Source organism: Enterobacter sp. LU1 (assembly GCF_008271405.2).
Lineage (GTDB): Bacteria > Pseudomonadota > Gammaproteobacteria > Enterobacterales > Enterobacteriaceae > Enterobacter > Enterobacter hormaechei_C.
The window spans coordinates 4,345,352-4,366,776 of record NZ_CP043438.2 but is presented as its reverse complement, the minus strand read 5'-3'; the positions used below and the strand labels follow the sequence as shown (position 1 = coordinate 4,366,776).

The window sequence follows — 21,425 nt, the reverse complement described above, 5'->3', positions numbered from 1 at the left end:
CGCGATGAAAACAAAACTTTCCTGGTTATGTGCAGTGGCAATGGGGATGAGTGCGCTCCCTGCAACAGTGGCTAACGCAGCGCCTGATAACGCAGCGACCACGCCCGCGCCAACGGTGCCTGTCGTCGCGCAAGCGACCGATCCGGTTGTGACGGCCGCGCCGGGGCAGACGGAGAACGTTGTCCCGAATCAGCCGACGACGGGGAATACGCTGCCCGCCGACAACCCGGTGGTTGGGCAGGTCATGCCTGGCGTGCCGGGAGCCAGTGCGCCGGTGGTTGCCGAAAATACGCCGTCGCGTGACGTTAAGCTGACGTTTGCCCAGATCGCGCCTCCTCCGGGCAGCATGGTTCTGCGCGGCATCAACCCAAATGGCGGTATCGAATTCGGTATGCGCAGCGATGAAGTCGTGTCGAAAGCGATGCTCAACCTGGAATACACCCCATCGCCGTCGCTGCTGCCGGTGCAGTCCCAGCTTAAGGTCTATCTGAATGACGAGCTGATGGACGTCCTGCCCGTCACCAAAGAGCAACTGGGTAAGAAAACCCTGGCTCAGGTGCCGATTAATCCGCTGTTTATCAGCGACTTTAACCGCGTGCGTCTGGAGTTTGTCGGCCACTACCGCGATGTCTGTGAAAACCCGGCCAGCAGCACCCTGTGGCTGGATGTCGGGCGTAACTCTTCGCTTCAGATGACCTATCAGCCGCTGGCGTTGAAAAACGATCTCTCCGCCTTCCCGGTGCCGTTCTTCGACCCGCGTGATAACCGTCCGCTGAACCTGCCGATGGTCTTTGCCGGCTCTCCCGATGTGACCGAACAGCTGGCGGCCTCTATCGTGGCATCCTGGTTTGGTTCCCGCTCCGGCTGGCGTGGTCAAAGTTTCCCGGTCATGTACGACAAAATGCCGGACAAAAACGCGATCGTGTTTGCCACCAACGCCAAACGTCCGGCTTTCCTGCGTGACCATCCGGAGGTGAAAGCGCCCACCATCGAGATGATCAGCCATCCGGACAATCCGTACGTGAAGCTGTTGGTGATCTTCGGCCGTGATGACAAAGATCTGGTGCAGGCGGCGAAAGGCATTGCGCAGGGGAATATCCTGTTCCGCGGTAACAGCGTTGTGGTGGACGAGGTGAAACCGCTGCTGGCACGTAAGCCTTATGATGCGCCGAACTGGGTACGTACCGACCGGGCCATCACCTTTGGCGAACTGAAAACCTATGAAGAGCAATTGCAGTCAACCGGGCTTGAACCTTCTCCTGTCAGCCTGTCGCTGAACCTGCCGCCGGATCTCTATCTGCTGCGCACCAACGGCATTGATATCAATCTGAACTACCGTTACACCGCGCCGGCGACCAAAGACAGCTCGCGCATGGATATCAGCCTCAACAACCAGTTCCTGCAATCGTTCAGCCTGACCAGCAGCCAGGAGACAAACCGGTTGATGCTTCGTCTGCCTGTATTACAGGGGCTGCTGGATGGCAAAACCGATGTGTCGATCCCGGCGCTGAAGCTCGGTGCGGTGAACCAGCTGCGGTTTAACTTCCAGTATATGAACCCCATGCCGGGTGGATCGGTGGAAAACTGTATTACCTTCCAGCCGGTGCAAAACCACGTGGTGATTGGCGATGATTCCACGATCGACTTCTCGAAGTATTACCACTTTATTGCGATGCCGGATCTGCGTGCCTTTGCTAACGCCAGCTTCCCGTTCAGCCGCATGGCAGACCTCTCTGAATCGATTGTCGTGATGCCAAAAGCGGCCAACGAAGGCCAGGTTACCACGCTGCTGGACACCATGGGCACCGTCGGGGCGCAAACCGGCTTGCCGGCTATCAACGTGACGGTGACGGATGACGGGAGCCAGATCCAGAACAAAGATGCCGATATCATGGTCATCGGCAACATTCCGGACAAGCTGAAAGACGAGAAGCGCGTCGATCTGCTGGTGCAGGCGGCTCAGTCGTGGGTTAACACGCCGCTGCGTCAGACCGAGTTCCCGAGCATCATGCCGGACAGCGGCGATCGTCAGGCCAATATCAGGACGACCGTAAGCTCAACGGGTCCGATGGCCGCGATTGTCGGCTTCCAGTCGCCGTATAACGACCAGCGCAGCGTTATCGCCCTGCTGGCGGACAGCCCGCGCGGGTATGAGCTACTCAACACGGCCATGAACGACAGCGGTAAACGGGCGGCAATGTTCGGTTCCGTCTCGGTGATCCGTGAGTCGGGGGTAAACAGCCTGCGCGTGGGGGATGTCTACTACGTCGGTCATCTGCCGTGGTTCGAACGCCTGTGGTACGCCCTGTCTAACCACCCGGTGTTGCTGGCCGTGCTGGCTGCGCTCAGCGTTGTACTGCTGGCGTGGGTACTGTGGCGTCTGCTGCGAATCATCAGCCGTCGTCGTCTTAACCCGGACCATGAGTAAGCGGTGATGAAAATCTTTCGCGGGTGTGTAGTCGCAGCGTTGATGCTGGCGGCGGCGAATCTTCACGCCGCCTGTCGCTGGCCTGCCTGGGAGACGTTCAAGCAGGATTATATGAGCGAAAGTGGACGCGTCATTGATCCCAGTGACGCGCGCAAAATCACCACCTCCGAAGGGCAAAGCTACGGACTGTTCTTTGCCCTCGCGGCAAACGATCGCAAGGCGTTCGATCTGCTGCTGGCATGGACGCGCGATAACCTTGCCGAGGGAGATTTAACCCAACATCTCCCGGCCTGGCTGTGGGGGAAAAAGGACGACGAAACCTGGGCGGTTATCGACCCTAACTCCGCGTCTGATGCCGATATCTGGATTGCCTGGTCGCTGCTGGAAGCCGGGCGGCTGTGGAAAAATCCCGATTACACGCGCACGGGTAAGGCGCTGTTGACGCGCATTGCCAGTGAGGAAGTGGTGAAGGTGCCGGGGCTGGGTTCTATGCTGCTGCCGGGTAAAGTCGGTTTTGCCGAAGAGAGTGTCTGGCGCTTCAACCCCAGCTACCTACCGCCGCAGCTTGCGAGCTATTTCACCCGTTTTGGCGCGCCGTGGACGACGCTCCGTGAAACCAACCTGCGTCTGCTGCTGGAGACCGCGCCTAAAGGATTTTCCCCGAACTGGGTGAAATACCAGAAAAAGGGCGGCTGGCAGCTGTCGCAGGATGCATCCCTGATCGGCAGCTACGATGCGATTCGCGTCTATCTGTGGGTAGGGATGATGAACGATAACGATCCGCAGAAAGCCCGACTACTGGCGCGTTTCAAGCCCATGGCGACCACCACAATCAAACAAGGCTTGCCGCCGGAGAAAGTGGACGTCGCGACCGGGAAACGCACCGGAGATGGGCCGGTAGGGTTTTCTGCCTCCCTCCTTCCGTTTTTACAAAACCGGGACGCGCAAGCGGTGCAACGCCAGCACGTCGCCGATCGTTTTCCCGATAACAATGCTTATTACAGCTACGTTCTGACCCTCTTTGGACAAGGGTGGGATCAGCATCGTTTTCGTTTCACCGTGCAAGGTGAATTACTACCGGACTGGGGCCAGGAATGCGCACGTTCACACTGAATCTACTCACCTTATCGCTTGGCCTGGCGCTAATGCCCCTGGCCCAGGCCGCCAACTCCCCGCAGCAGAGACAGCTGCTGGAACAGGTCCGTCTGGGGGAATCCACCCAGCGTGAGGATTTAGTGCGCCAGTCGCTCTATCGCCTTGAGCTGATCGACCCCAACAACCCGGACGTGATTGCCGCGCGCTTCCGCTACCTGTTACGACAGGGCGATACGGCGGGCGCGCAAAAAGAGCTGGATCGCCTGAAAGGAATGGCGCCCGATTCCAGTGCCTATCAGTCCTCCCGTACTACCATGCTGCTCTCCACGCCGGATGGTCGCCAGGCCCTCCAGCAGGCTCGCCTGCTTGCCACCACCGGGCACACCCAGGAAGCCATTGCCGCGTATGACAAACTGTTTGACGGTAAGCCGCCCAGTGGCGACATCGCGACGGAGTACTGGAACGTGGTGGCGAAAGAGCCAGCCCGCCGCAACCTGGCCATTAATCAGCTTAAGAAAATAAACGCCAGCAGTCCGGGCAACGTCCCGCTACAGTCCTCGCTGGCACAGCTTTTGTTCCAGAGCGGACGGCGTGATGAAGGGTTTGCGGTGTTACAGGAGATGGCCAAATCGAATAATGGCCGCAGTCAGGCGTCGGACATGTGGTACCAGCAGATCAAAGATCAGCCGGCCAGCAGCGCCAGCGTTACCGCGCTGCAACAATACCTGAGCGTGTTCAGCGATGGCGATAACGTGACGGCGGCGCGCGCCCAGCTTGAAGCGCAGCAAAAACAGCTTGCCGATCCGGCGTTCCGCGCCAAAGCCGAAGGGTTAGCCGCAGTGGATGCCGGGCAGGGCAGTAAAGCGGTAACGGAGTTGCAAAAAGCAGTCAGCGCCAACCACGCCGACAGTGAAGCCGTAGGCGCGCTGGGGCAGGCCTATTCTCAGAAAGGCGATCGCGCGCGTGCGGTTGCGCAGTTTGAAAAGGCGATCGCCCTCGATCCGCAGAGCGATAACCGGGGCAAATGGGACAGCCTGCTGAAGGTCAACCGATACTGGCTGCTGATCCAGCAGGGGGATAACGCCCTGAAAGCCAACAATACGGCCCAGGCCGAACGCTATTACCAGCAGGCGCGCAATATCGACAATACCGACAGCTACGCGGTTCTGGGCCTCGGTGATGCGGCGGCGGCGCGCAAAGATAACGACGCGGCCGAGCGCTATTACCGCCAGGCGTTGCGGATGGACAGCGGCAACAGCAACGCGGTACGCGGTCTCGCCAATATTTATCGCGCGCAGTCTCCGGAGAAGGCGACGCAGTTTATTCAGTCGCTCTCTGCCAGCCAGCGCCGCAGCATTGATGATATAGAACGTAGCCTGACGAACGAGCAGCTGTCAGCCCAGGCCGAACAGCTGGAAAGCGAGGGGAAATATGCGCAGGCCGCAGAAATTCAGCGCCGACGCCTTGCGCTTTCCCCGGGCGACGTGTGGATCACCTACCGACTGTCACGCGATCTGTATAGCGCGGGTCAGCGCAGCCAGGCGGATAACCTGATGCGTCAGCTGGCAAGCCAGAAACCGGGCGATCCGGATCAGGTTTACGCCAGCGGGCTGTACCTGTCCGGTAACGATCAGGACCGGGCGGCGCTGGCGCATCTGAACACGCTGCCGCGCGACAAGTGGAACGGCAACATTCAGGCGCTGGCGGACCGCCTGCAAAGTAACCAGGTGCTGGAAACCGCCAACCGCCTGCGCGACAGTGGAAAAGAGCAGGAGGCGGAAACGTTGCTTCGCCAGCAGCCTCCGTCCACCCGTATCGACCTGACGCTGGCGGACTGGGCTGAACAGCGTGGCGATCATGAGGCCGCGAAAACCGCCTACAACACCGTCCTGCAACGCGAACCGCAGAACGAAGACGCGATCCTCGGCCTGACCGAGGTCTCTCTTGCCCAGGGCAACAAGGACGCGGCGCGCGCGGCGCTGGCGAAACTGCCCGCGGCACAGAACGGCGAACCGCTCTCGATCAATATGCAGCGCCGGCTTGCCATGGCGCAGGCTGGCCTGGGTGATCGTGCCGCGGCAGAAAAGACCTTCAACGCCATTCTTCCACAGGCCAAATCGCAGCCGCCTTCGATGGAAAGTGCGCTGGTGATGCGCGATGCCGCCCGTTTCCAGGCACAAAATGGTCAGCCTAAGCAGGCGCTGGACACCTGGAAAGATGCGATGGTCTCATCGGGCATCACAACGACCCGTCCGACCGATAACGACAGCTTTACTCGGCTCACGCGTAACGATGAGAAAGATGACTGGCTGAAGCGCGGCGTGCGCAGCGATGCAGGCGATCTTTATCGTCAGCAGGATCTGAACGTCACGCTGCAACACGACTACTGGGGCTCCAGCGGCACGGGGGGCTATTCCGACCTGAAAGCGCACACCACCATGCTCCAGGTTGATGCGCCGCTGTCGGACGGACGTATGTTCTTCCGTAGCGATCTGGTCAATATGAACGCCGGTTCCTTTGACACCGACAACGGAACCTACGATCCGACATGGGGTACCTGCGCCGAAACGCCATGTCACGGCAGCACGAACCAGTCGGCCAACGGCGCCAGCGTGGCCGTCGGCTGGCAGAACAAAACCTGGTCGTGGGATATCGGTACAACGCCGATGGGCTTCGACGTGGTCGATGTGGTGGGTAGCCTGAGCTACAGCAACGATTTAGGGCCGATTGGCTACACCCTGAACGCCCATCGCCGTCCGATTTCCAGCTCGGTGCTGGCCTTCGCCGGGCAAAAAGATCCCAATACCGACACCACCTGGGGCGGCGTGCGTGCCACCGGTGGCGGCGTGAGCATGAGCTACGACAAAGGCGAAGCTAACGGGATCTGGTCAAGCCTGAGTGCCGACAGCCTCACCGGGAAGAATGTCGAAGATAACTGGCGCGTCCGCTGGATGACCGGCTATTACTACAAGCTCATCAATCAGAACAACGAACGCCTGACGGTGGGCGTGTCCAACATGCTCTGGCATTACGATAAGGATTTAAGTGGCTATTCGCTGGGCCAGGGCGGTTACTACAGTCCCCAGGAGTATGTGTCGTTCGCCTTACCGGTGAACTGGCGTAAACGCACAGAGAACTGGTCATGGGAGCTGGGCGGCTCCGTCTCCTGGTCTCATTCAAAAACAAAAGATGTGATGCGTTATCCGTTACAGGGGCTGATCCCGGACAATGAGCCAGGCCGTTATACCGATAAAGGTGTAATGGAAACCGGAAGTAGCTCGTCAGGGACGGGTTATACCGCAAGGGCGATTGTTGAACGCCGCGTGACGTCCAACTGGTTTGTCGGACTGGGCGTCGATATTCAGGAAGCAAAAGACTATACCCCGAGCCATGCGCTGCTCTACGTTCGGTATTCTGCCGCGGGCTGGCAAGGTGATATGGACTTACCACCGGAACCGCTGGTGCCTTATGCAGACTGGTGATCGGATTTTTTCTTAATCTAATTGTAAGTCTCTCTTAAAAGTGCAGCTATCGGGTATACTCGGGCGCACCAGGTTTACACCCTGGTGCGCCCTGCGCTTCGAGTTTTGTGGAGAGTCATTTTGCGTGTCAGCCGTTCCTTAACGATCAAACAGATGGCGATGGTGTCTGCCGTCACAATGCTGTTTGTCTTCATCTTCTGCGTCATTTTGCTGTTTCACTCCGTACAGCAGAATCGCTATAACACGGCTTCGCAACTGGAAAGTATTGCCCGCTCGGTGCGGGAACCCCTGTCAGCCTCGATCCTGAAAGGGGATATCCCCGAGGCGGAATCCATCCTGAAGCGCATTCAGCCCGCCGGTATCGTGAGCCGCGCAGATGTCGTGCTGCCGAACCAGTTCCAGGCGCTACGGATGAGCTTTATCCCGGAGCGTCCCGTCCCGATGATGGTGATGCGCCTGTTTGAACTGCCGGTGCAAATTTCCCTGCCTCTCTATTCCCTGGAAAGACCGGCTAACCCGCAGCCGCTGGCCTACCTGGTGCTACAGGCCGACTCGTACCGCATGTATAAATTCGTCATGAGTTGGGTTGCTACGTTAGTGACTACTTACTTACTTTTGACACTAATGCTGAGCGTGGCGCTGACGTGGTGTATCAACCGGTTAATTGTGCATCCGTTGCGCCGCATAGCCCGGGAGCTGAACGACCTCTCTCCACAGGAGCACATGGGGCATCAGCTTCCCTTGCCGCGCCTGCATCACGACGATGAAATTGGCATGCTGGTCCGGAGTTACAATATCAACCAGCAGCGTGTCCTGCGTCAGCAGGAAGAGCTCAGTAGCAACGCCACCCGTTTTCCGGTATCCGATCTGCCAAACAAAGCGTTTTTAATGGCCTTGCTGGAGCAGACCGTCGCCCGCCAGCAGACCACCGCGCTGATGGTGATTGCCTGCGAAACCTTGCAGGACACGGCGGGCGTGCTGAAAGAGAGCCAGCGCGAGATGCTGTTGCTGACGCTGGTGGAAAAGGTGAAATCCGTTCTGGCGCCGCGCATGGTGCTCACCCAGGTCAGCGGCTATGACCTGGTGGTGATCGCGCACGGTGTTAAAGAGCCGTGGCACGCCATTACGCTAGGTCAGCAAGTACTCACTGTCATTAATGAGCGGCTGCCCATTCAGGGTATCCAGCTTCGCCCGAGCGCCAGCATCGGTATTGCGATGTACAACGGGGGGCTGACCGCCGAGCAGCTTTATCGTCGGGCCTTCTCGGCCGCGTTCACCGCGCGCCGGAAAGGCAAAAACCAGATCCAGTTCTTTGATCCGGAGCAGATGGAAAAAGCCCAGCAGCGCCTGACGGAAGAGAGCGACATTCTGACGGCGATGGACAATCGCCAGTTTGCCCTCTGGCTACAGCCGCAGGTCAATTTGCGCACGGGTGAAGTGTTCAGCGCCGAAGCGTTGCTGCGTATGCAACAGCCGGACGGCACGTGGGAGCTGCCTGAGGGGATGATCGAACGTATCGAGTCCTGCGGCCTGATGGTCACCGTCGGCTACTGGGTGCTGGAAGAGTCCTGCCGCCAGCTTGCGGCCTGGCAACAACGGGGCATCACGCTGCCGCTGTCGGTGAATCTCTCTGCGCTACAGCTGATGCACCCGACCATGGTGCCGGAGATGCTCGAGTTGATCCACCGCTACCGCATTCAGCCCCACACGTTGATCCTGGAAGTCACCGAGAGCCGTTGTATCGACAATCCTGACGACGCTGTCGCCATTCTGAAACCGCTGCGTAATGCCGGGATCCGCATTGCGCTGGACGATTTCGGTATGGGGTATTCCGGCCTGCGTCAGCTCCAGCACATGAAAACGTTGCCGGTGGACGTCCTGAAAATCGACAAAACCTTTGTGGAAGGGCTGCCGGAGGATTGCAGCCTGGTACAGGCCATTATTCAGATGGCGCACAGCCTGAATCTGCACGTAATTGCCGAGGGTATTGAAACCGACGCCCAACGTGAGTGGCTGGCTGCGGCGGGCGTGGAGAGCGGACAGGGCTTCCTGTTTGACCGCGCCGTACCGACGGATATCTTTGAGCAACGCTATCTCGCCGACGCTGGCAATAACGCAAAAGTGTAATTTTGTTGCTGGCTTGTGCGAGCCAGCTCAAAGTTCTTAACATTTGTGTTTCAAATTTGAACCCCGTTTATTTCTGTCCTGTTATGTGGGTGTTATTTTAAAGCCGCAGGTTAACCATAACCTTACAAAGCCTGTAGTTTTTCTTTCCAGGGACACCCTATGAAAACCTCACTCTTCAAAAGTCTTTACTTCCAGGTCCTGACAGCCATCGCCATCGGTATTCTGCTCGGTCACTACTACCCGGAGCTGGGCGCGCAGATGAAACCGCTTGGCGACGCGTTCGTTAAGCTCATCAAAATGATCATCGCGCCGGTCATTTTCTGTACCGTGGTGACCGGTATCGCTGGCATGGAAAGTATGAAGGCGGTCGGGCGTACGGGGGCGGTTGCCCTGCTGTACTTCGAGATTGTCAGTACCATCGCGCTGATTATCGGCCTGATAATTGTCAACGTGGTACAGCCTGGCGCGGGCATGAACGTCGACCCGGCCACGCTGGATGCGAAAGCGGTGGCGGTTTACGCTGAACAGGCGAAAGATCAGGGGATTGTTGCCTTCCTGCTGGACGTGATCCCGAGCAGCGTGATTGGCGCGTTCGCCAGCGGAAACATCCTCCAGGTGCTGCTGTTTGCCGTGCTGTTTGGCTTTGCCCTGCACCGTCTTGGCAGCAAAGGCCAGCTGATTTTTAACGTCATTGAAAGCTTCTCGCAGGTGATCTTCGGCATCATCAACATGATTATGCGTCTGGCCCCAATTGGCGCCTTTGGCGCGATGGCCTTCACCATCGGGAAATATGGCGTCGGCACGCTGGTACAGCTGGGCCAGCTGATCGTCTGTTTCTACATCACCTGTATTCTGTTTGTGGTGGTGGTGCTCGGCTCCATCGCCCGTGCGACCGGCTTCAGCATCTTCAAATTTATCCGTTACATTCGTGAAGAGCTGCTGATTGTCCTCGGCACATCCTCTTCGGAGTCCGCGCTGCCGCGTATGCTCGATAAAATGGAAAAGCTGGGCTGCCGTAAGTCAGTGGTGGGGCTGGTTATTCCTACGGGCTACTCTTTTAACCTGGATGGCACCTCGATATACCTGACGATGGCGGCGGTCTTTATTGCCCAGGCCACTAACAGCCACATGGATATCTTCCATCAGATTACGCTGCTGGTGGTGCTTCTGCTCTCTTCAAAAGGGGCGGCGGGCGTAACGGGCAGCGGATTTATCGTGCTGGCGGCCACCATTTCGGCGGTGGGCCATCTGCCGGTAGCGGGCCTGGCCCTGATCCTCGGTATTGACCGCTTTATGTCTGAAGCCCGTGCGTTAACCAACCTGGTCGGCAATGGCGTGGCGACGATTGTGGTGGCGAAGTGGGTGAAAGAGCTGGATCACAAGAAGCTTAACGATACGCTGAATAACCGTACATCTGAGGACAAAACCCCCGGTTTATCCTCTTAATCCCTCATAAATGCCCGTATTCCCTTGTGGGGATGCGGGCACCTGCGCATAATAACCGTTCATACCTGTCATAATTCGACAAGATTTTTTTTGGGTATATTTCACTTCCGCCCGTGACGTTTAGCCGAACACGCTGTCTAATCGGAAGGTTTTCATCGTCATCTTTGAGTGCTCACGTCGCGAGACACTCTCTTTAACCAGGAATGTTGATCAGGGGTTCACATGCAGGGCACAAAAATTCGACTCTTAACCGGCGGTTTGCTGATGATGGCAGCAGCCAGTTATGTGCAGGCAGATGCGCTCCAGCCAGACCCGGCCTGGCAACAGGGAACACTGGCGAACGGTTTCCAGTGGCAGGTATTATCCACTCCGCAACGTCCGAGCGATCGCATTGAAATCCGTCTTTCTGTGAATACCGGCTCCCTCACTGAAAGCACCCAGCAGACCGGCTTAAGCCACTTTATTCCTCGACTGGCGCTCACCCAGAGCGGCAGTTTGCAGGCGGTTCAGGTGCGTTCTTTATGGCAACAGGCCATCGATCCGAAACGCCCGCTGCCCCCGGCTGTGGTCTCCTATGACTACACCATGTTTAACCTGAGCCTGCCCAACAACCGTAACGATCTGCTTAAAGAAGCACTGACCTATCTTTCGGATGCCACCGGCAAACTGGCGATTACGCCTGAGACCGTTAACTATGCGTTGAGCAACAGCGACATGGTGGCGACCTGGCCGACGGATACCAAAGAAGGCTGGTGGCGCTACCGCCTGAAAGGGTCAACGCTGCTTGGCCACGACCCGGCAGAGCCGCTGAAACAGCCGGTTGATGCCGCGCAGGTGAAATCTTTCTACCAGCAGTGGTACACCCCGGATGCCATGACCCTGATTGTGGTGGGCAACGTGGACAGCCGTGCGGTGATAGAACAGATCAACAAAGCATTTGGCGATCTGAAAGGGAAGCGTGAAACGCCCGCCCCTGTTCCTACCTTGTCCCCGCTGCGTCCTGAGACGGTCAGCATCATGACGGATACCGTGCGTCAGGATCGTCTTTCAATGATGTGGGATACGGCCTGGCAGCCGATCCGCGAGTCTTCTGCGCTGTTGCGTTACTGGCGTGCGGATCTCGCGCGTGAAGCGCTGTTCTGGCACGTTCAGCAGACGCTCAGCAAGAACAACGTGAAAGATATTGGCCTGGGCTTTGACTGCCGAGTGCTGTTCCAGCGCGCCCAGTGCGCCATTAACGTGGAATCGCCGGGCGATAAGCTGAATGCCAATCTCGGCGTGGTGGCGAAAGAGCTGGCTAAAGTGCGGAAAGAGGGCCTGTCTGAAGAGGAGTTTAACGCGCTGGTGGCGCAGAAATCCCTCGAATTGCAGAAACTGTTCGCCACCTATGCCCGCGCCGATACCGATATCTTAATCAGCCAGCGCATTCGCTCCTTGCAGAATCAGGTGGTGGATATCGCGCCGGAGCAGTATCAGAAACTCCGTCAGGACTTCCTGAACGGTCTGACCGTGGAGATGCTGAATCAGGATCTGCGTCAGCAGCTGTCGCAGGATATGGCGTTGATTCTGTTGCAGCCGAAAGGTGAGCCGGAATATGACATGAAAGAGTTGAAGGCCACCTGGAACGCCATCATGGCGACGCCGCCGCAGCCAGCGCAAACGGCAGCCGATGATTTACACCAGGATGCGAGCGATATTCCGCAGGGCCAGTAAGCTCTGCGTTCCCTCAGCCCTGAGGGAGAGGGTTAGGGTGCGGGCATCAGCCCGCACAGTCCTTAAGCAGGCATCGCCTCGCGCGGAATAATCGCTCCGCGATACTGAATCACCGTGCTGGCCGTCAAGTGACCGCGCTGCGCCGCCGCTTCCGGCGTTCCCCCCGTCAGACGTACCGCCAGATACCCCGCGCTGAAAGAATCTCCCGCCGCCGTGGTATCGATTACCTTCTCTTTCGCCAGCTTCACCGCCGGCACCTCTGTCACGGCTTCACCTGCAACCGCCACCAGGCAAGACTCCGCCCCACGCTTGATCACCACTTCGCTGACCCCGGCAGCCTGCGTCCGGGCAATGACCTCATCAACCGGTTTTTCGCCCCACAGAGCATCTTCATCATCCAGCGTCAGGAAGGCGATATCGGTGCATTCGAGCATCTGCTGGTAGACCTGCTGCGTCTCTTCGCGGCTGGCCCACAAACGCGGACGGTAGTTGTTATCGAAAATCACCTTACCGCCATTGGCCCGGCATTCGCGCAGCAGTGACAGCAGCTTTTCACGGCTCTCCTGGCTCAGGATCGCCAGGCTGATCCCGCTCAGGTAGAGATAATCGAAGGTCGCCAGTTCTTCGCAAATGGCAGCGGCGGCCTCGCTTTCCAGCCAGAATTTGGCGGCCGCTTCATTACGCCAGTAATAGAAGGTGCGCTCGCCGGTGCTGTCGGTTTCGATGTAGTACAAACCCGGCAGGCGGTTTTCCATTCGCTGGATGAGCGAGGTCCCAACGTTTTCACCCTGCCAGGCTTCCAGCATCTGCTGGCTGAAGCTGTCCGTTCCCAGCGCGGTAACGTAGCTCACGCTCAGCGCGTCGGGGGCGACCTGACGGGCAATGTAAACGGAGGTGTTCAATGTATCGCCACCAAAACCGCGGCTGACTTCCGCGCCTTTCTGGGACAGCTCAATCATGCATTCGCCAATCACGGCAATTTTTTTAGACATAGTCGTGAACCTGAACAAAGTAATTAAGGGTAGTGTGCGCTGTGTGTTTTTTATGGTCAACTATATTAAAACGACGTTCCATTATTTTTTTTGAGCCAGCGCGTATTCCGGCATATTTCTGTCATCTTAATTTCATTTTCCCGGTGAATTGAACATAAAGTTCTCACCTGGCGGGCCGATAACTCAGTGACGAGTCCAGAAAGGCTATCCCATACAACAGGACATCCGAAATGAAGTCAGAGCAGGTTATCCAGCGGCTGAGCACTACGCCTGAGGCAAGTATTGAGAACTTGCAGGAGCATCGCTACTGGCTGCAATGTGAGCGAGCGTACACCTATCAGCCCATCTACCGTACCGACGGTCGGTTAATGGCGATTGAGGTGTTAACGGTCGTCACTCATCCATCGAATCCTTCACAGCGTATTGCACCGGACCGCTATTTTGCGGAGGTTGCCGTGCGTCAGCGTATCGACGTGCTGGAAGAGCAGCTGAGAATGCTGGCGACGAAGCAGGCGTTCTTCGAGCAGCACGGTATTCTGGCGTCGGTGAACGTGGATGGCCCAACCCTGATGGCGTTACGTCAGAACGCGACATTGCAGGCGCTGATTGCCACCTTGCCGTGGATGCGCTTCGAGCTGGTGGAACATGTTCAGCTGCCACAGGACTCCTCGTTTGCCTCGATGTGTGAGTTTGGCCCGCTGTGGCTGGATGATTTCGGTACCGGTATGGCCAACTTCTCCGCCCTGAGCGAAGTGCGTTATGACTACATCAAAGTGGCCCGCGATCTGTTTATCATGCTGCGCCAGACGCCGGAGGGACGGAACCTGTTTACGATGCTCCTGCAACTGATGAACCGCTATTGCCAGGGCGTCATTGTGGAAGGCGTAGAGACGCTGGAGGAGTGGCGCGACGTGCAAAATTCCCCGGCAGCGGCGGCACAGGGTTATTTCCTCTCTCGTCCTGTCCCCATGAATACCCTGGAAAAGGTGATAACCACCCTCTGATCTGCCCGCTTCCCTTTGTCTGAACTATAGTTTTAGAGGCAAGTTCATCAGGAAAGGGGACAACAATGACAAAAACAACCAGGGTGATTTCCTGGACAGCAGGGATTTTCTTGTTGCTGATCGTGGTCTTAATCATCATTATCGCCACGTTTGACTGGAACCGGCTCAAACCGACCATCAACCAGAAAGTCTCAACCGAGCTAAACCGCCCCTTCGCAATACGTGGCGATTTGGGTGTCGTGTGGGAGCGCCAGAAAGAGGAAACCGGCTGGCGAAGCTGGGTGCCATGGCCGCACGTTCACGCCGACGACATCATTCTCGGCAACCCGCCGGACATCCCCGAAGTGACCATGATCCACCTGCCGCGCGTGGAAGCCACGCTGGCGCCGTTAGCCCTGTTAACCAAAACGGTGTATCTGCCGTGGATCAAACTTCAGCAGCCCGACGCGCGGCTGATTCGCCTGTCAGAGAAAAACAACAACTGGACGTTTGATCTCGCCAGCAGCGGCGATAAAGATCAGAATGCGCAGCCCTCTTCGTGGTCTTTCCGCCTCGACAATATTCTGTTCGATCGGGGGAGGATCGCCATTGACGATAAGGTGAGTAAGGCTGACGTGGAGATCCTCGTCGATCCGCTGGGTAAGCCTCTGCCGTTTAGCGAAGTGACGGGCAGTAAAGCCAAAGGCGATGACAGCAAAGCGGGCGATTACGTCTTCGGCCTGACGGCGAAAGGGCGCTACAACGGCCAGCCGCTGACCGGTAAAGGCAAAATCGGCGGCATGCTGGCGCTCAGGAGTGAGGGCACGCCGTTCCCGGTGCAGGCGGATTTCCGCTCGGGCAACACCCGCGTGGCGTTCGTGGGCACGGTTAACGACCCGATGAACATGGGCGGCGTCGACCTCCAGCTTAAGTTTGCCGGGGATTCGCTGGGTGAACTGTACGATTTGACCGGCGTGCTGCTGCCGGATACCCCGCCGTTTGAAACGGACGGGCGCCTGGTTGCCAAAATCAACACCGAAAAATCGTCCGTCTTTGACTACCGGGGATTCAACGGCCGCATCGGCGACAGCGATATCCACGGCACGCTGACCTACACCACCGGTAAACCGCGCCCGAAACTGGAGGGGGACGTTGAATCCCGCCAGCTGCGTCTGGCCGATCTTGGTCCGCTGATTGGCGTAGATTCGGGCAAAGGCACGAAGTCTAAAGAGGTTAAAAAGGACGTTCAGCCTGCGGGTAAAGTGCTGCCCTATGACCGCTTCGAAACCGACAAATGGGACGTGATGGATGCGGATGTGCGCTTCAAAGGACGTAAAATTGAGCATGGCAGCACGCTGCCGCTGAGCAACCTCTCGACCCATATCATCCTGAAAAACGCCGACCTGCGCCTGCAACCGCTGAAGTTTGGCATGGCCGGGGGAACCATCTCATCGAATATCCACCTGGAGGGGGATAAAAAGCCGATGCAGGGAAGGGCGGAGATCCAGGCGCGTCGGCTGAAGCTGAAAGAGCTGATGCCGGACGTGGAGCTGATGCAGAAAACCCTCGGTGAGATGAACGGCGACGCGGATATTCGCGGCACGGGTAACTCGGTAGCGGCGCTGCTGGGTAGCGGAAACGGCAACCTGAAGCTGCTGATGAACGACGGGCTGGTGAGCCGTAACCTGATGGAGATCCTGGGGCTGAACGTCGGGAACTTTATCATCGGGCAAATCTTCGGTGACGACGAAGTACGCGTTAACTGCGCGGCGGCAAATCTGGATCTGGTCAACGGCGTGGCGCGTCCGCAGATCTTCGCTTTCGACACGGAAAACGCGGTTATCAACGTCACCGGTACCGCCAGCATGGCGTCCGAGCAGCTGGATTTAACCATCGATCCGGAAAGTAAAGGCATTCGTATCATCACCCTGCGCTCGCCGCTGTACGTTCGCGGGACCTTCAAAGATCCGCAGGCGGGCGTGAAGGCCGGGCCGTTGATTGCGCGTGGTGCGGTCGCCGCCGCGCTCGCTACGCTGGTCACCCCTGCGGCGGCGCTGCTGGCGTTGATTTCGCCGTCAGAAGGCGAAGCGAATCAGTGTCGGACGATTTTGTCGCAGATGAAGAAGTAGTCCCGTTTCTCCCTCTCCCTGTGGGGAGAGGGGGCTCCAGTAATTTGAAAGCAAAAGCTATAACGTTGCCTCAGAATAACTGAGGGCTTTCAGCGATGCCTCGGTCCGGCTGTAAATCGCTGAGGCGTTTCCTGTAGGCCGGGGCGAGGCGCAGGGATGCGCCGAGAGGGCGGGCTTTACAGGGATGTTACCTCCGCCCGTCCCTGATAAGCCGGAAGGAATAAGCCGAAGGCACCGCGAAGCGGCGATTTTCCGCCGGAAGCCCGGGTCGCCAGGGTGGTGGCGACTGAGCCACCCTGGCACGTTCACCGGTCATGTCGTGACAGAGTAGCAAGGAACATAAAGTGAACGGAATGACCACCAGAGCCGTATGTTCCCCCTCACCCCAGCCCTCTCCCTCAAGGGAGAGGGGGCCGTCTGTGCAGGCATTATTTTGTGGGGAGCCCTCAGCCCTGTGGGTGAGGGCTGAATCGTAGGCCGGGTAAGGCGTAGCCGCCACCCGGCATTCACTTACAGCGCCTGATGCTTCGTCTCGTGCGTCAGCAGCAGCGCAATCAGCGTCAGCGCTGCCATTGCCGCCAGATAGGCACCCACATAGAACAGGCCATAGTTCGCCTGAAGCCATGTGGCGATATACGGAGCCACCGAGGCGCCCAGAATCGACGAAACGTTATAGGAGAACGACGCGCCGGTGTAACGCACTTCAGTCGGAAACAGCTCCGGCAGCAGCGCGCCCATTGGGCCAAAAGTCAGCCCCATCAGGCTCAGGCCAATCAGCAGATACGCCATCACCAGCGCAGGGCTACCTGACCCCAGCAGCGGCGGGAAGACAAACAGCGCGAACAGAATAATCAGCGAGGTGATGACGATCATGCTTGAACGACGGCCAAATTTATCCGCCAGCAGGCCCGCGATGGGCACCATCACACCAAATCCGATGACCGCCATCATCAGCATCCACAGCACTTCGTTACGCGGCAGGCCCAGGCCGACCGGCGCGGCGGCGGTACTGAAGGTCATGGAGTAAACGGTCATGATGTAGAACAGCGTGTAGGTTGCCAGCATGATGAACGTGCCCAGCACGGTCACGCGGAGGTGTTTGGTCAGCAGCGTCCCCAGTGGAACTTTAACCTGCTTTTTCGCCGCGGCGACTTTAGCGAAGACCGGCGTCTCGTGCAGCGACACGCGAACGTACAGGCCAATCAGCACCAGCACGGCAGAGAAGACGAATGGAATACGCCAGCCCCAGTTCATGAACTGTTCATCAGTCAGCAGCCAGGAGAGGAGCAGGAAGGTGCCGTTAGCAAAGAAGAACCCAATCGGTGCGCCCAGCTGCGGGAAAGAGCCATACAGGGCACGTTTGCGCGCCGGGGCGTTTTCGGTCGCCAGCAGTGCCGCGCCGCCCCATTCCCCGCCCAGCCCCAGACCCTGCCCAAAGCGCGCCAGCGCCAGCAGCACAGGCGCCAGAATGCCAATAGTTTCATAGGTCGGCAGCAGGCCGATGGCGACGGTGGAGATCCCCATCGTCAGCAGCGAGGCAACCAGCGTCACTTTACGGCCGACGCGATCGCCAAAATGCCCAAAGACCGCTGAACCAATCGGACGCGCAACGAAGGCGATAGCAAAGGTGGCTAAAGACTGTAGCGTGGCTGCCGTCGGGTCGCCCTGAGGGAAGAAAATATGCGGAAAGACAATGACCGCAGCGGTGGCGTAAATATAAAAGTCGAAGAACTCAATGGCGGTGCCAATCAGCGATGCGACGACGACTTTATTGCGCGAGTTGACCGGAACGTGTTCCGCCCCTTCGTTAAGTGTGGTGGCTGTTGCTTGCATAATATTTTCTTATTTTTGGACGAACGAAGGGCCATATTAGGCATAGCGAAAGCGACATTTCAATCTGTAACAAAGGCGTGGTGTGGTCATAAAAGCAACAAAAAGCGGATAATTTTCAGACCAGCGAAAACACTTCTATGAAATGCTTCACACTTTTTAAATATCAGTCATTAAAACTGGTTTTGCGTTAAATAAAAGTTACGGCCTGGATTTATATGCTGAAATGGCGAATCGGGCTGAAATATCAGCCCGACATGATATCAGCGGTGGGTTTTACCCGGCATGCGCGGGTCATCTTTATACTCTGCCGTGGCGATCCACGCGGCGCAGAACAGCGTCAGGCGAGCGAAGAAATAGAAGAAAGCCATCAGCCCCAGCACCGAACCAAAGGCCGCGCCGGAGGGAGACTTCACCAGCGACGGCAGCGTATAGGTCATCACAATCTTGATCACCTCAAAACCAATGGCGGCAATCAATGTCCCGCGCATCAGCGCCTTCTTGCGCGGACGATGGCGGGGCAAACGCCAGAAGATCCAGAAGAACAGAAGGTAGTTAGCAAAGATAGAAATGGCCAGCCCAATGCCGCGCCAGGCCGGTTTCAGCCATTCAATGTAATCCAGGTACAGCGCGGAGATAATCATCTGCTGCGCGGAACCGGCGACCGAGGTGATGGAGAGCGTAATGACCAGCGCCACCAGCAGCCCAATCAGCGAAATAAAGTCGCGCAGATACTTCACCCATATCTTCTCCTGATCCTGCGGTCTACGCTCCCAGACGTCACGCGACTGGGCGCGAATAGCCTCACGCAGGTTGCCCATCCAGTTCACCCCGGAATAGAGCGCAATCAGCAACCCGACGATACCCACGGTGGTACGCTGCTGCACGGCGGTGTTGATGGTGCTTTTGAGCGTTGCGGCGAGCGTCTGGTCGCTGACGTTGGTCAGGATCTTATTGAAGATGTCCTGCAACAGCGTCGGGTGAGACGCCAGCACAAAACCGGCGGCGGCAAATGACACCATCAGGATGGGGATCATCGACAGGAACGAGAAATAGGTAATCGCTGCGCCAAACTGATTTCCCATGCGGTCGTTAAAGCGCTCAGCGGCGCGTATCAGGTGAGCAATCGCGGGTATCTGCTGAATTTTTTCGGCTATGCCGGTCACGGTGCCCAGCGCTTTGCTGGCCGTTCCAGGCTCTTTCGGCGCTTCAGGTTCGTTATCCATCTTTTTGATGGGTTCATAATCTAAATGTTGAGTCGGTCGTTGCGGGTTATTTTCCGGCGTCACGCGCATTTTCCTTTTCGTTGAGCTGGATGTTACTGAATTATAGCTTGTGACTAGTCGACGTAACCTTTTGTGAGTTCGGTAAGCCACTCCATAAACACATGCACCCGGCGGGAGAGGTTACGGCGGTGGGGATAAATGAGGGAGACGGGCATCGGTTCAGCCCGGTATTGCGGCAGGATCTCAACGAGTTTTTTCGTGCGCAGGGCATCACGTACCCCGACGCGCGGAACCTGAATAATGCCAAGCCCGGCGATACAGGCGGCCTGATAGGTTTCAGTGCTGTTAACCGTCAATACGCCTCCCGTTTTTACCCACTGGGTCGCGCTGCCGTTGTAATACTCAAAACCCTGCGGACGCGTGCCCAGCGTGGCGGAGTAGTGGATGAGGGCATGCGAAGCCAAATCGTCCAGCGTCTCAGGGTAGCCGAATCGCGTCAGATAATCCGGGCTGGCGCAGTTAATCACCGAGAGTTTCCCAAGCGGGCGGGCGATAAGCCCGGAGTCCTTTAAGTTTCCCACGCGAACCACACAGTCAAATCCTTCGCGGATGACATCGACCAGACGATCGCTGCTACTCAGCTCCAGCTCAATGCCGGGAAACTGTTGTAAAAATGCAGGCAGTTTCGGAATGACTACATTTCGCGCAATGGCAACGGGCATATCCACACGTAGCCGACCGCTGATGGTTGAAGGGTCGTGCAGGAACATGCCGTCCAGTTCGTCCAGATTCATCAGCAGATCTTTAGCGCGCTCGTAATAAACCATGCCGTCCTGCGTCAGGCTGACGCGGCGGGTAGTGCGGTGCAGCAGCTGCGTGCCCAGTGCGTTTTCCAGTGCCTGGATCTGTCGCGATACGCTCCCCTTTGGCAGGCTTAACGTCTCCGCCGCGCGGGAAAAACTTTCCAGTTCCGCGACCCGAAGGAAAAGCTGCATTGCGTGTATTTTATCCATAGATGTTGGTCATTGTTGTTATGAATGAAACAGTGAAGCGCTGACGGCACTATTTATTGATTTTCTACCATCTAATAAGCTCTTTCTCAATCTTCATCACAGCCGAAACGAGGTGAATTATGAGTGAACGTATTGCTTTAGTGACGGGCGGTAGCCGCGGCCTGGGGAAAAATGCCGTTTTGAAGCTGGCCGCGGAAGGGACAGGCATCATCCTGACCTGGAACAACAGCCAGCAGGAGGCGCAGGAAGTTGTGCGCGAAATCGAGGGAACAGGTGGAAAAGCGGCAGCATTGCAGCTTAACGTCGGCGATACGGCAAGCTTTTCGCGCTTTGCTCAGCAGGTGAAGGATACCCTCAAACACGTCTGGCAACGTGACACCTTTGACTATTTAGTGAACAACGCAGGCACGGGCTTGTACGCACCCTATACCGAGACGACGGAAGCGCAATTTGATGATGCGCTGAACATTCACTTCAAAGGGCCGTTTTTCCTCACGCAACAGCTGCTGCCGCTCATAAAAGACGGAGGGCGGATCCTGAACGTCTCCAGCGGACTGGCCCGTTTTACTCAGCCCGGTTCAGGCACCTACGCGGCAATGAAAGGGGCGATGGAAGTGCTGACCCGCTATCAGGCAAAAGAGCTTGGTGCGCGTGGAATTTCCGTCAATATCATCGCGCCCGGCGCGATTGAAACCGACTTTGGGGGCGGACGCGTGCGGGATAATGCGGAGCTTAACCAGCTGCTGGCCTCGCAGACAGCGCTGGGACGCGTGGGCCTGCCCGATGATATTGGTGACGCCATTGCGGCGTTGCTCAGTGACAAACTGGGCTGGATGAATGCGCAACGTATTGAAGTTTCAGGCGGTATGTTCCTGTAATGTTCAGTCTTGAGGGGGAGGGAACCCTCTTAAGGAAATCCTTAAAACAGGTATGTCTAAATGCTGGAAGATATAAAGAGAGC

At 57.3% G+C, this 21,425-nt stretch carries 13 protein-coding genes; 9 read left to right on the top strand and 4 right to left on the bottom strand.

Annotated elements, in window-relative coordinates; all coding sequences use genetic code 11:
* Positions 1–4 precede the first annotated feature (4 nt).
* The 6 genes from bcsB to FZF21_RS20905 all read left to right on the top strand — a co-directional run bounded on the left by bcsB (position 5) and on the right by FZF21_RS20905 (position 12,291).
* Positions 5–2,428, top strand: coding sequence for a cellulose biosynthesis cyclic di-GMP-binding regulatory protein BcsB (gene bcsB, locus FZF21_RS20930; RefSeq protein WP_072051080.1), 2,424 nt, complete (start codon positions 5–7; stop codon positions 2,426–2,428).
* 6 nt (positions 2,429–2,434) lie between these two features.
* A complete protein-coding gene (bcsZ, locus tag FZF21_RS20925; RefSeq protein ID WP_017384189.1) occupies positions 2,435–3,541 on the top strand; it encodes a cellulose synthase complex periplasmic endoglucanase BcsZ in 1,107 nt (368 codons plus the stop codon).
* Positions 3,523–7,005 (top strand): cellulose synthase complex outer membrane protein BcsC, encoded by a 3,483-nt coding sequence (gene bcsC, locus FZF21_RS20920; protein ID WP_023304597.1) that lies wholly within the window; start codon positions 3,523–3,525, stop codon positions 7,003–7,005. The genes bcsZ and bcsC overlap by 19 nt, the downstream gene beginning before the upstream one ends.
* 120 nt (positions 7,006–7,125) lie before the next feature.
* A complete protein-coding gene (hmsP, locus tag FZF21_RS20915; RefSeq protein WP_045329243.1) occupies positions 7,126–9,132 on the top strand; it encodes a biofilm formation regulator HmsP in 2,007 nt (668 codons plus the stop codon).
* Between the two features lie 159 nt (positions 9,133–9,291).
* Positions 9,292–10,578: a C4-dicarboxylate transporter DctC gene (dctA, locus tag FZF21_RS20910; protein ID WP_015571524.1), complete on the top strand. Its 1,287-nt coding sequence runs from the start codon at positions 9,292–9,294 to the stop codon at positions 10,576–10,578.
* A gap of 222 nt (positions 10,579–10,800) precedes the next feature.
* Positions 10,801–12,291 (top strand): pitrilysin family protein, encoded by a 1,491-nt coding sequence (locus tag FZF21_RS20905; protein ID WP_006808577.1) that lies wholly within the window; start codon positions 10,801–10,803, stop codon positions 12,289–12,291.
* 62 nt (positions 12,292–12,353) lie between these two features.
* On the opposite strand, the gene FZF21_RS20900 is transcribed toward FZF21_RS20905, so the two are convergent.
* Positions 12,354–13,283 (bottom strand): sugar kinase, encoded by a 930-nt coding sequence (locus FZF21_RS20900; RefSeq protein ID WP_017384186.1) that lies wholly within the window; start codon positions 13,281–13,283, stop codon positions 12,354–12,356.
* A 230-nt stretch (positions 13,284–13,513) separates the two neighbouring features.
* Between FZF21_RS20900 and pdeH the strand changes: the two genes are divergently transcribed.
* Both pdeH and FZF21_RS20890 read left to right on the top strand, forming a co-directional pair.
* Positions 13,514–14,287, top strand: coding sequence for a cyclic-guanylate-specific phosphodiesterase (gene pdeH, locus FZF21_RS20895; RefSeq protein ID WP_017384185.1), 774 nt, complete (start codon positions 13,514–13,516; stop codon positions 14,285–14,287).
* A gap of 65 nt (positions 14,288–14,352) precedes the next feature.
* On the top strand, positions 14,353–16,395 hold the full coding sequence (locus FZF21_RS20890) for an AsmA family protein (RefSeq protein WP_015571520.1): 2,043 nt from the start codon (positions 14,353–14,355) through the stop codon (positions 16,393–16,395).
* Between the two features lie 510 nt (positions 16,396–16,905).
* On the opposite strand, the gene FZF21_RS20885 is transcribed toward FZF21_RS20890, so the two are convergent.
* The 3 genes from FZF21_RS20885 to FZF21_RS20875 all read right to left on the bottom strand — a co-directional run bounded on the left by FZF21_RS20885 (position 16,906) and on the right by FZF21_RS20875 (position 20,464).
* Positions 16,906–18,228, bottom strand: a complete 1,323-nt coding sequence (locus tag FZF21_RS20885) for an MFS transporter (RefSeq protein ID WP_045328534.1) — start codon at positions 18,226–18,228, stop codon at positions 16,906–16,908.
* 260 nt (positions 18,229–18,488) lie between these two features.
* The gene (yhjD, locus tag FZF21_RS20880; RefSeq protein ID WP_023295574.1) at positions 18,489–19,514 is read right to left on the bottom strand and encodes an inner membrane protein YhjD; all 1,026 of its coding nucleotides are present in this window, start codon (positions 19,512–19,514) and stop codon (positions 18,489–18,491) included.
* Between the two features lie 50 nt (positions 19,515–19,564).
* The gene (locus FZF21_RS20875; RefSeq protein WP_017384184.1) at positions 19,565–20,464 is read right to left on the bottom strand and encodes a LysR family transcriptional regulator; all 900 of its coding nucleotides are present in this window, start codon (positions 20,462–20,464) and stop codon (positions 19,565–19,567) included.
* Positions 20,465–20,583: 119 nt separating this feature from the next.
* Between FZF21_RS20875 and FZF21_RS20870 the strand changes: the two genes are divergently transcribed.
* Positions 20,584–21,342: an SDR family oxidoreductase gene (locus FZF21_RS20870; RefSeq protein WP_023304593.1), complete on the top strand. Its 759-nt coding sequence runs from the start codon at positions 20,584–20,586 to the stop codon at positions 21,340–21,342.
* Positions 21,343–21,425 lie beyond the last annotated feature (83 nt).

Bases quoted from the DNA above. Each gene is read 5' to 3' on its own strand.
- bcsC (WP_023304597.1), top strand. From the start codon at position 3,523: ATGCGCACGTTCACACTGAATCTACTCACCTTATCGCTTGGCCTGGCG.
- pdeH (WP_017384185.1), top strand. From the start codon at position 13,514: ATGAAGTCAGAGCAGGTTATCCAGCGGCTGAGCACTACGCCTGAGGCA.
- dctA (WP_015571524.1), top strand. From the start codon at position 9,292: ATGAAAACCTCACTCTTCAAAAGTCTTTACTTCCAGGTCCTGACAGCC.
- FZF21_RS20900 (WP_017384186.1), bottom strand. From the start codon at position 13,283: ATGTCTAAAAAAATTGCCGTGATTGGCGAATGCATGATTGAGCTGTCC.
- FZF21_RS20890 (WP_015571520.1), top strand. From the start codon at position 14,353: ATGACAAAAACAACCAGGGTGATTTCCTGGACAGCAGGGATTTTCTTG.
- FZF21_RS20885 (WP_045328534.1), bottom strand. From the start codon at position 18,228: ATGCAAGCAACAGCCACCACACTTAACGAAGGGGCGGAACACGTTCCG.
- FZF21_RS20905 (WP_006808577.1), top strand. From the start codon at position 10,801: ATGCAGGGCACAAAAATTCGACTCTTAACCGGCGGTTTGCTGATGATG.
- bcsZ (WP_017384189.1), top strand. From the start codon at position 2,435: ATGAAAATCTTTCGCGGGTGTGTAGTCGCAGCGTTGATGCTGGCGGCG.
- bcsB (WP_072051080.1), top strand. From the start codon at position 5: ATGAAAACAAAACTTTCCTGGTTATGTGCAGTGGCAATGGGGATGAGT.
- FZF21_RS20870 (WP_023304593.1), top strand. From the start codon at position 20,584: ATGAGTGAACGTATTGCTTTAGTGACGGGCGGTAGCCGCGGCCTGGGG.
- FZF21_RS20875 (WP_017384184.1), bottom strand. From the start codon at position 20,464: ATGGATAAAATACACGCAATGCAGCTTTTCCTTCGGGTCGCGGAACTG.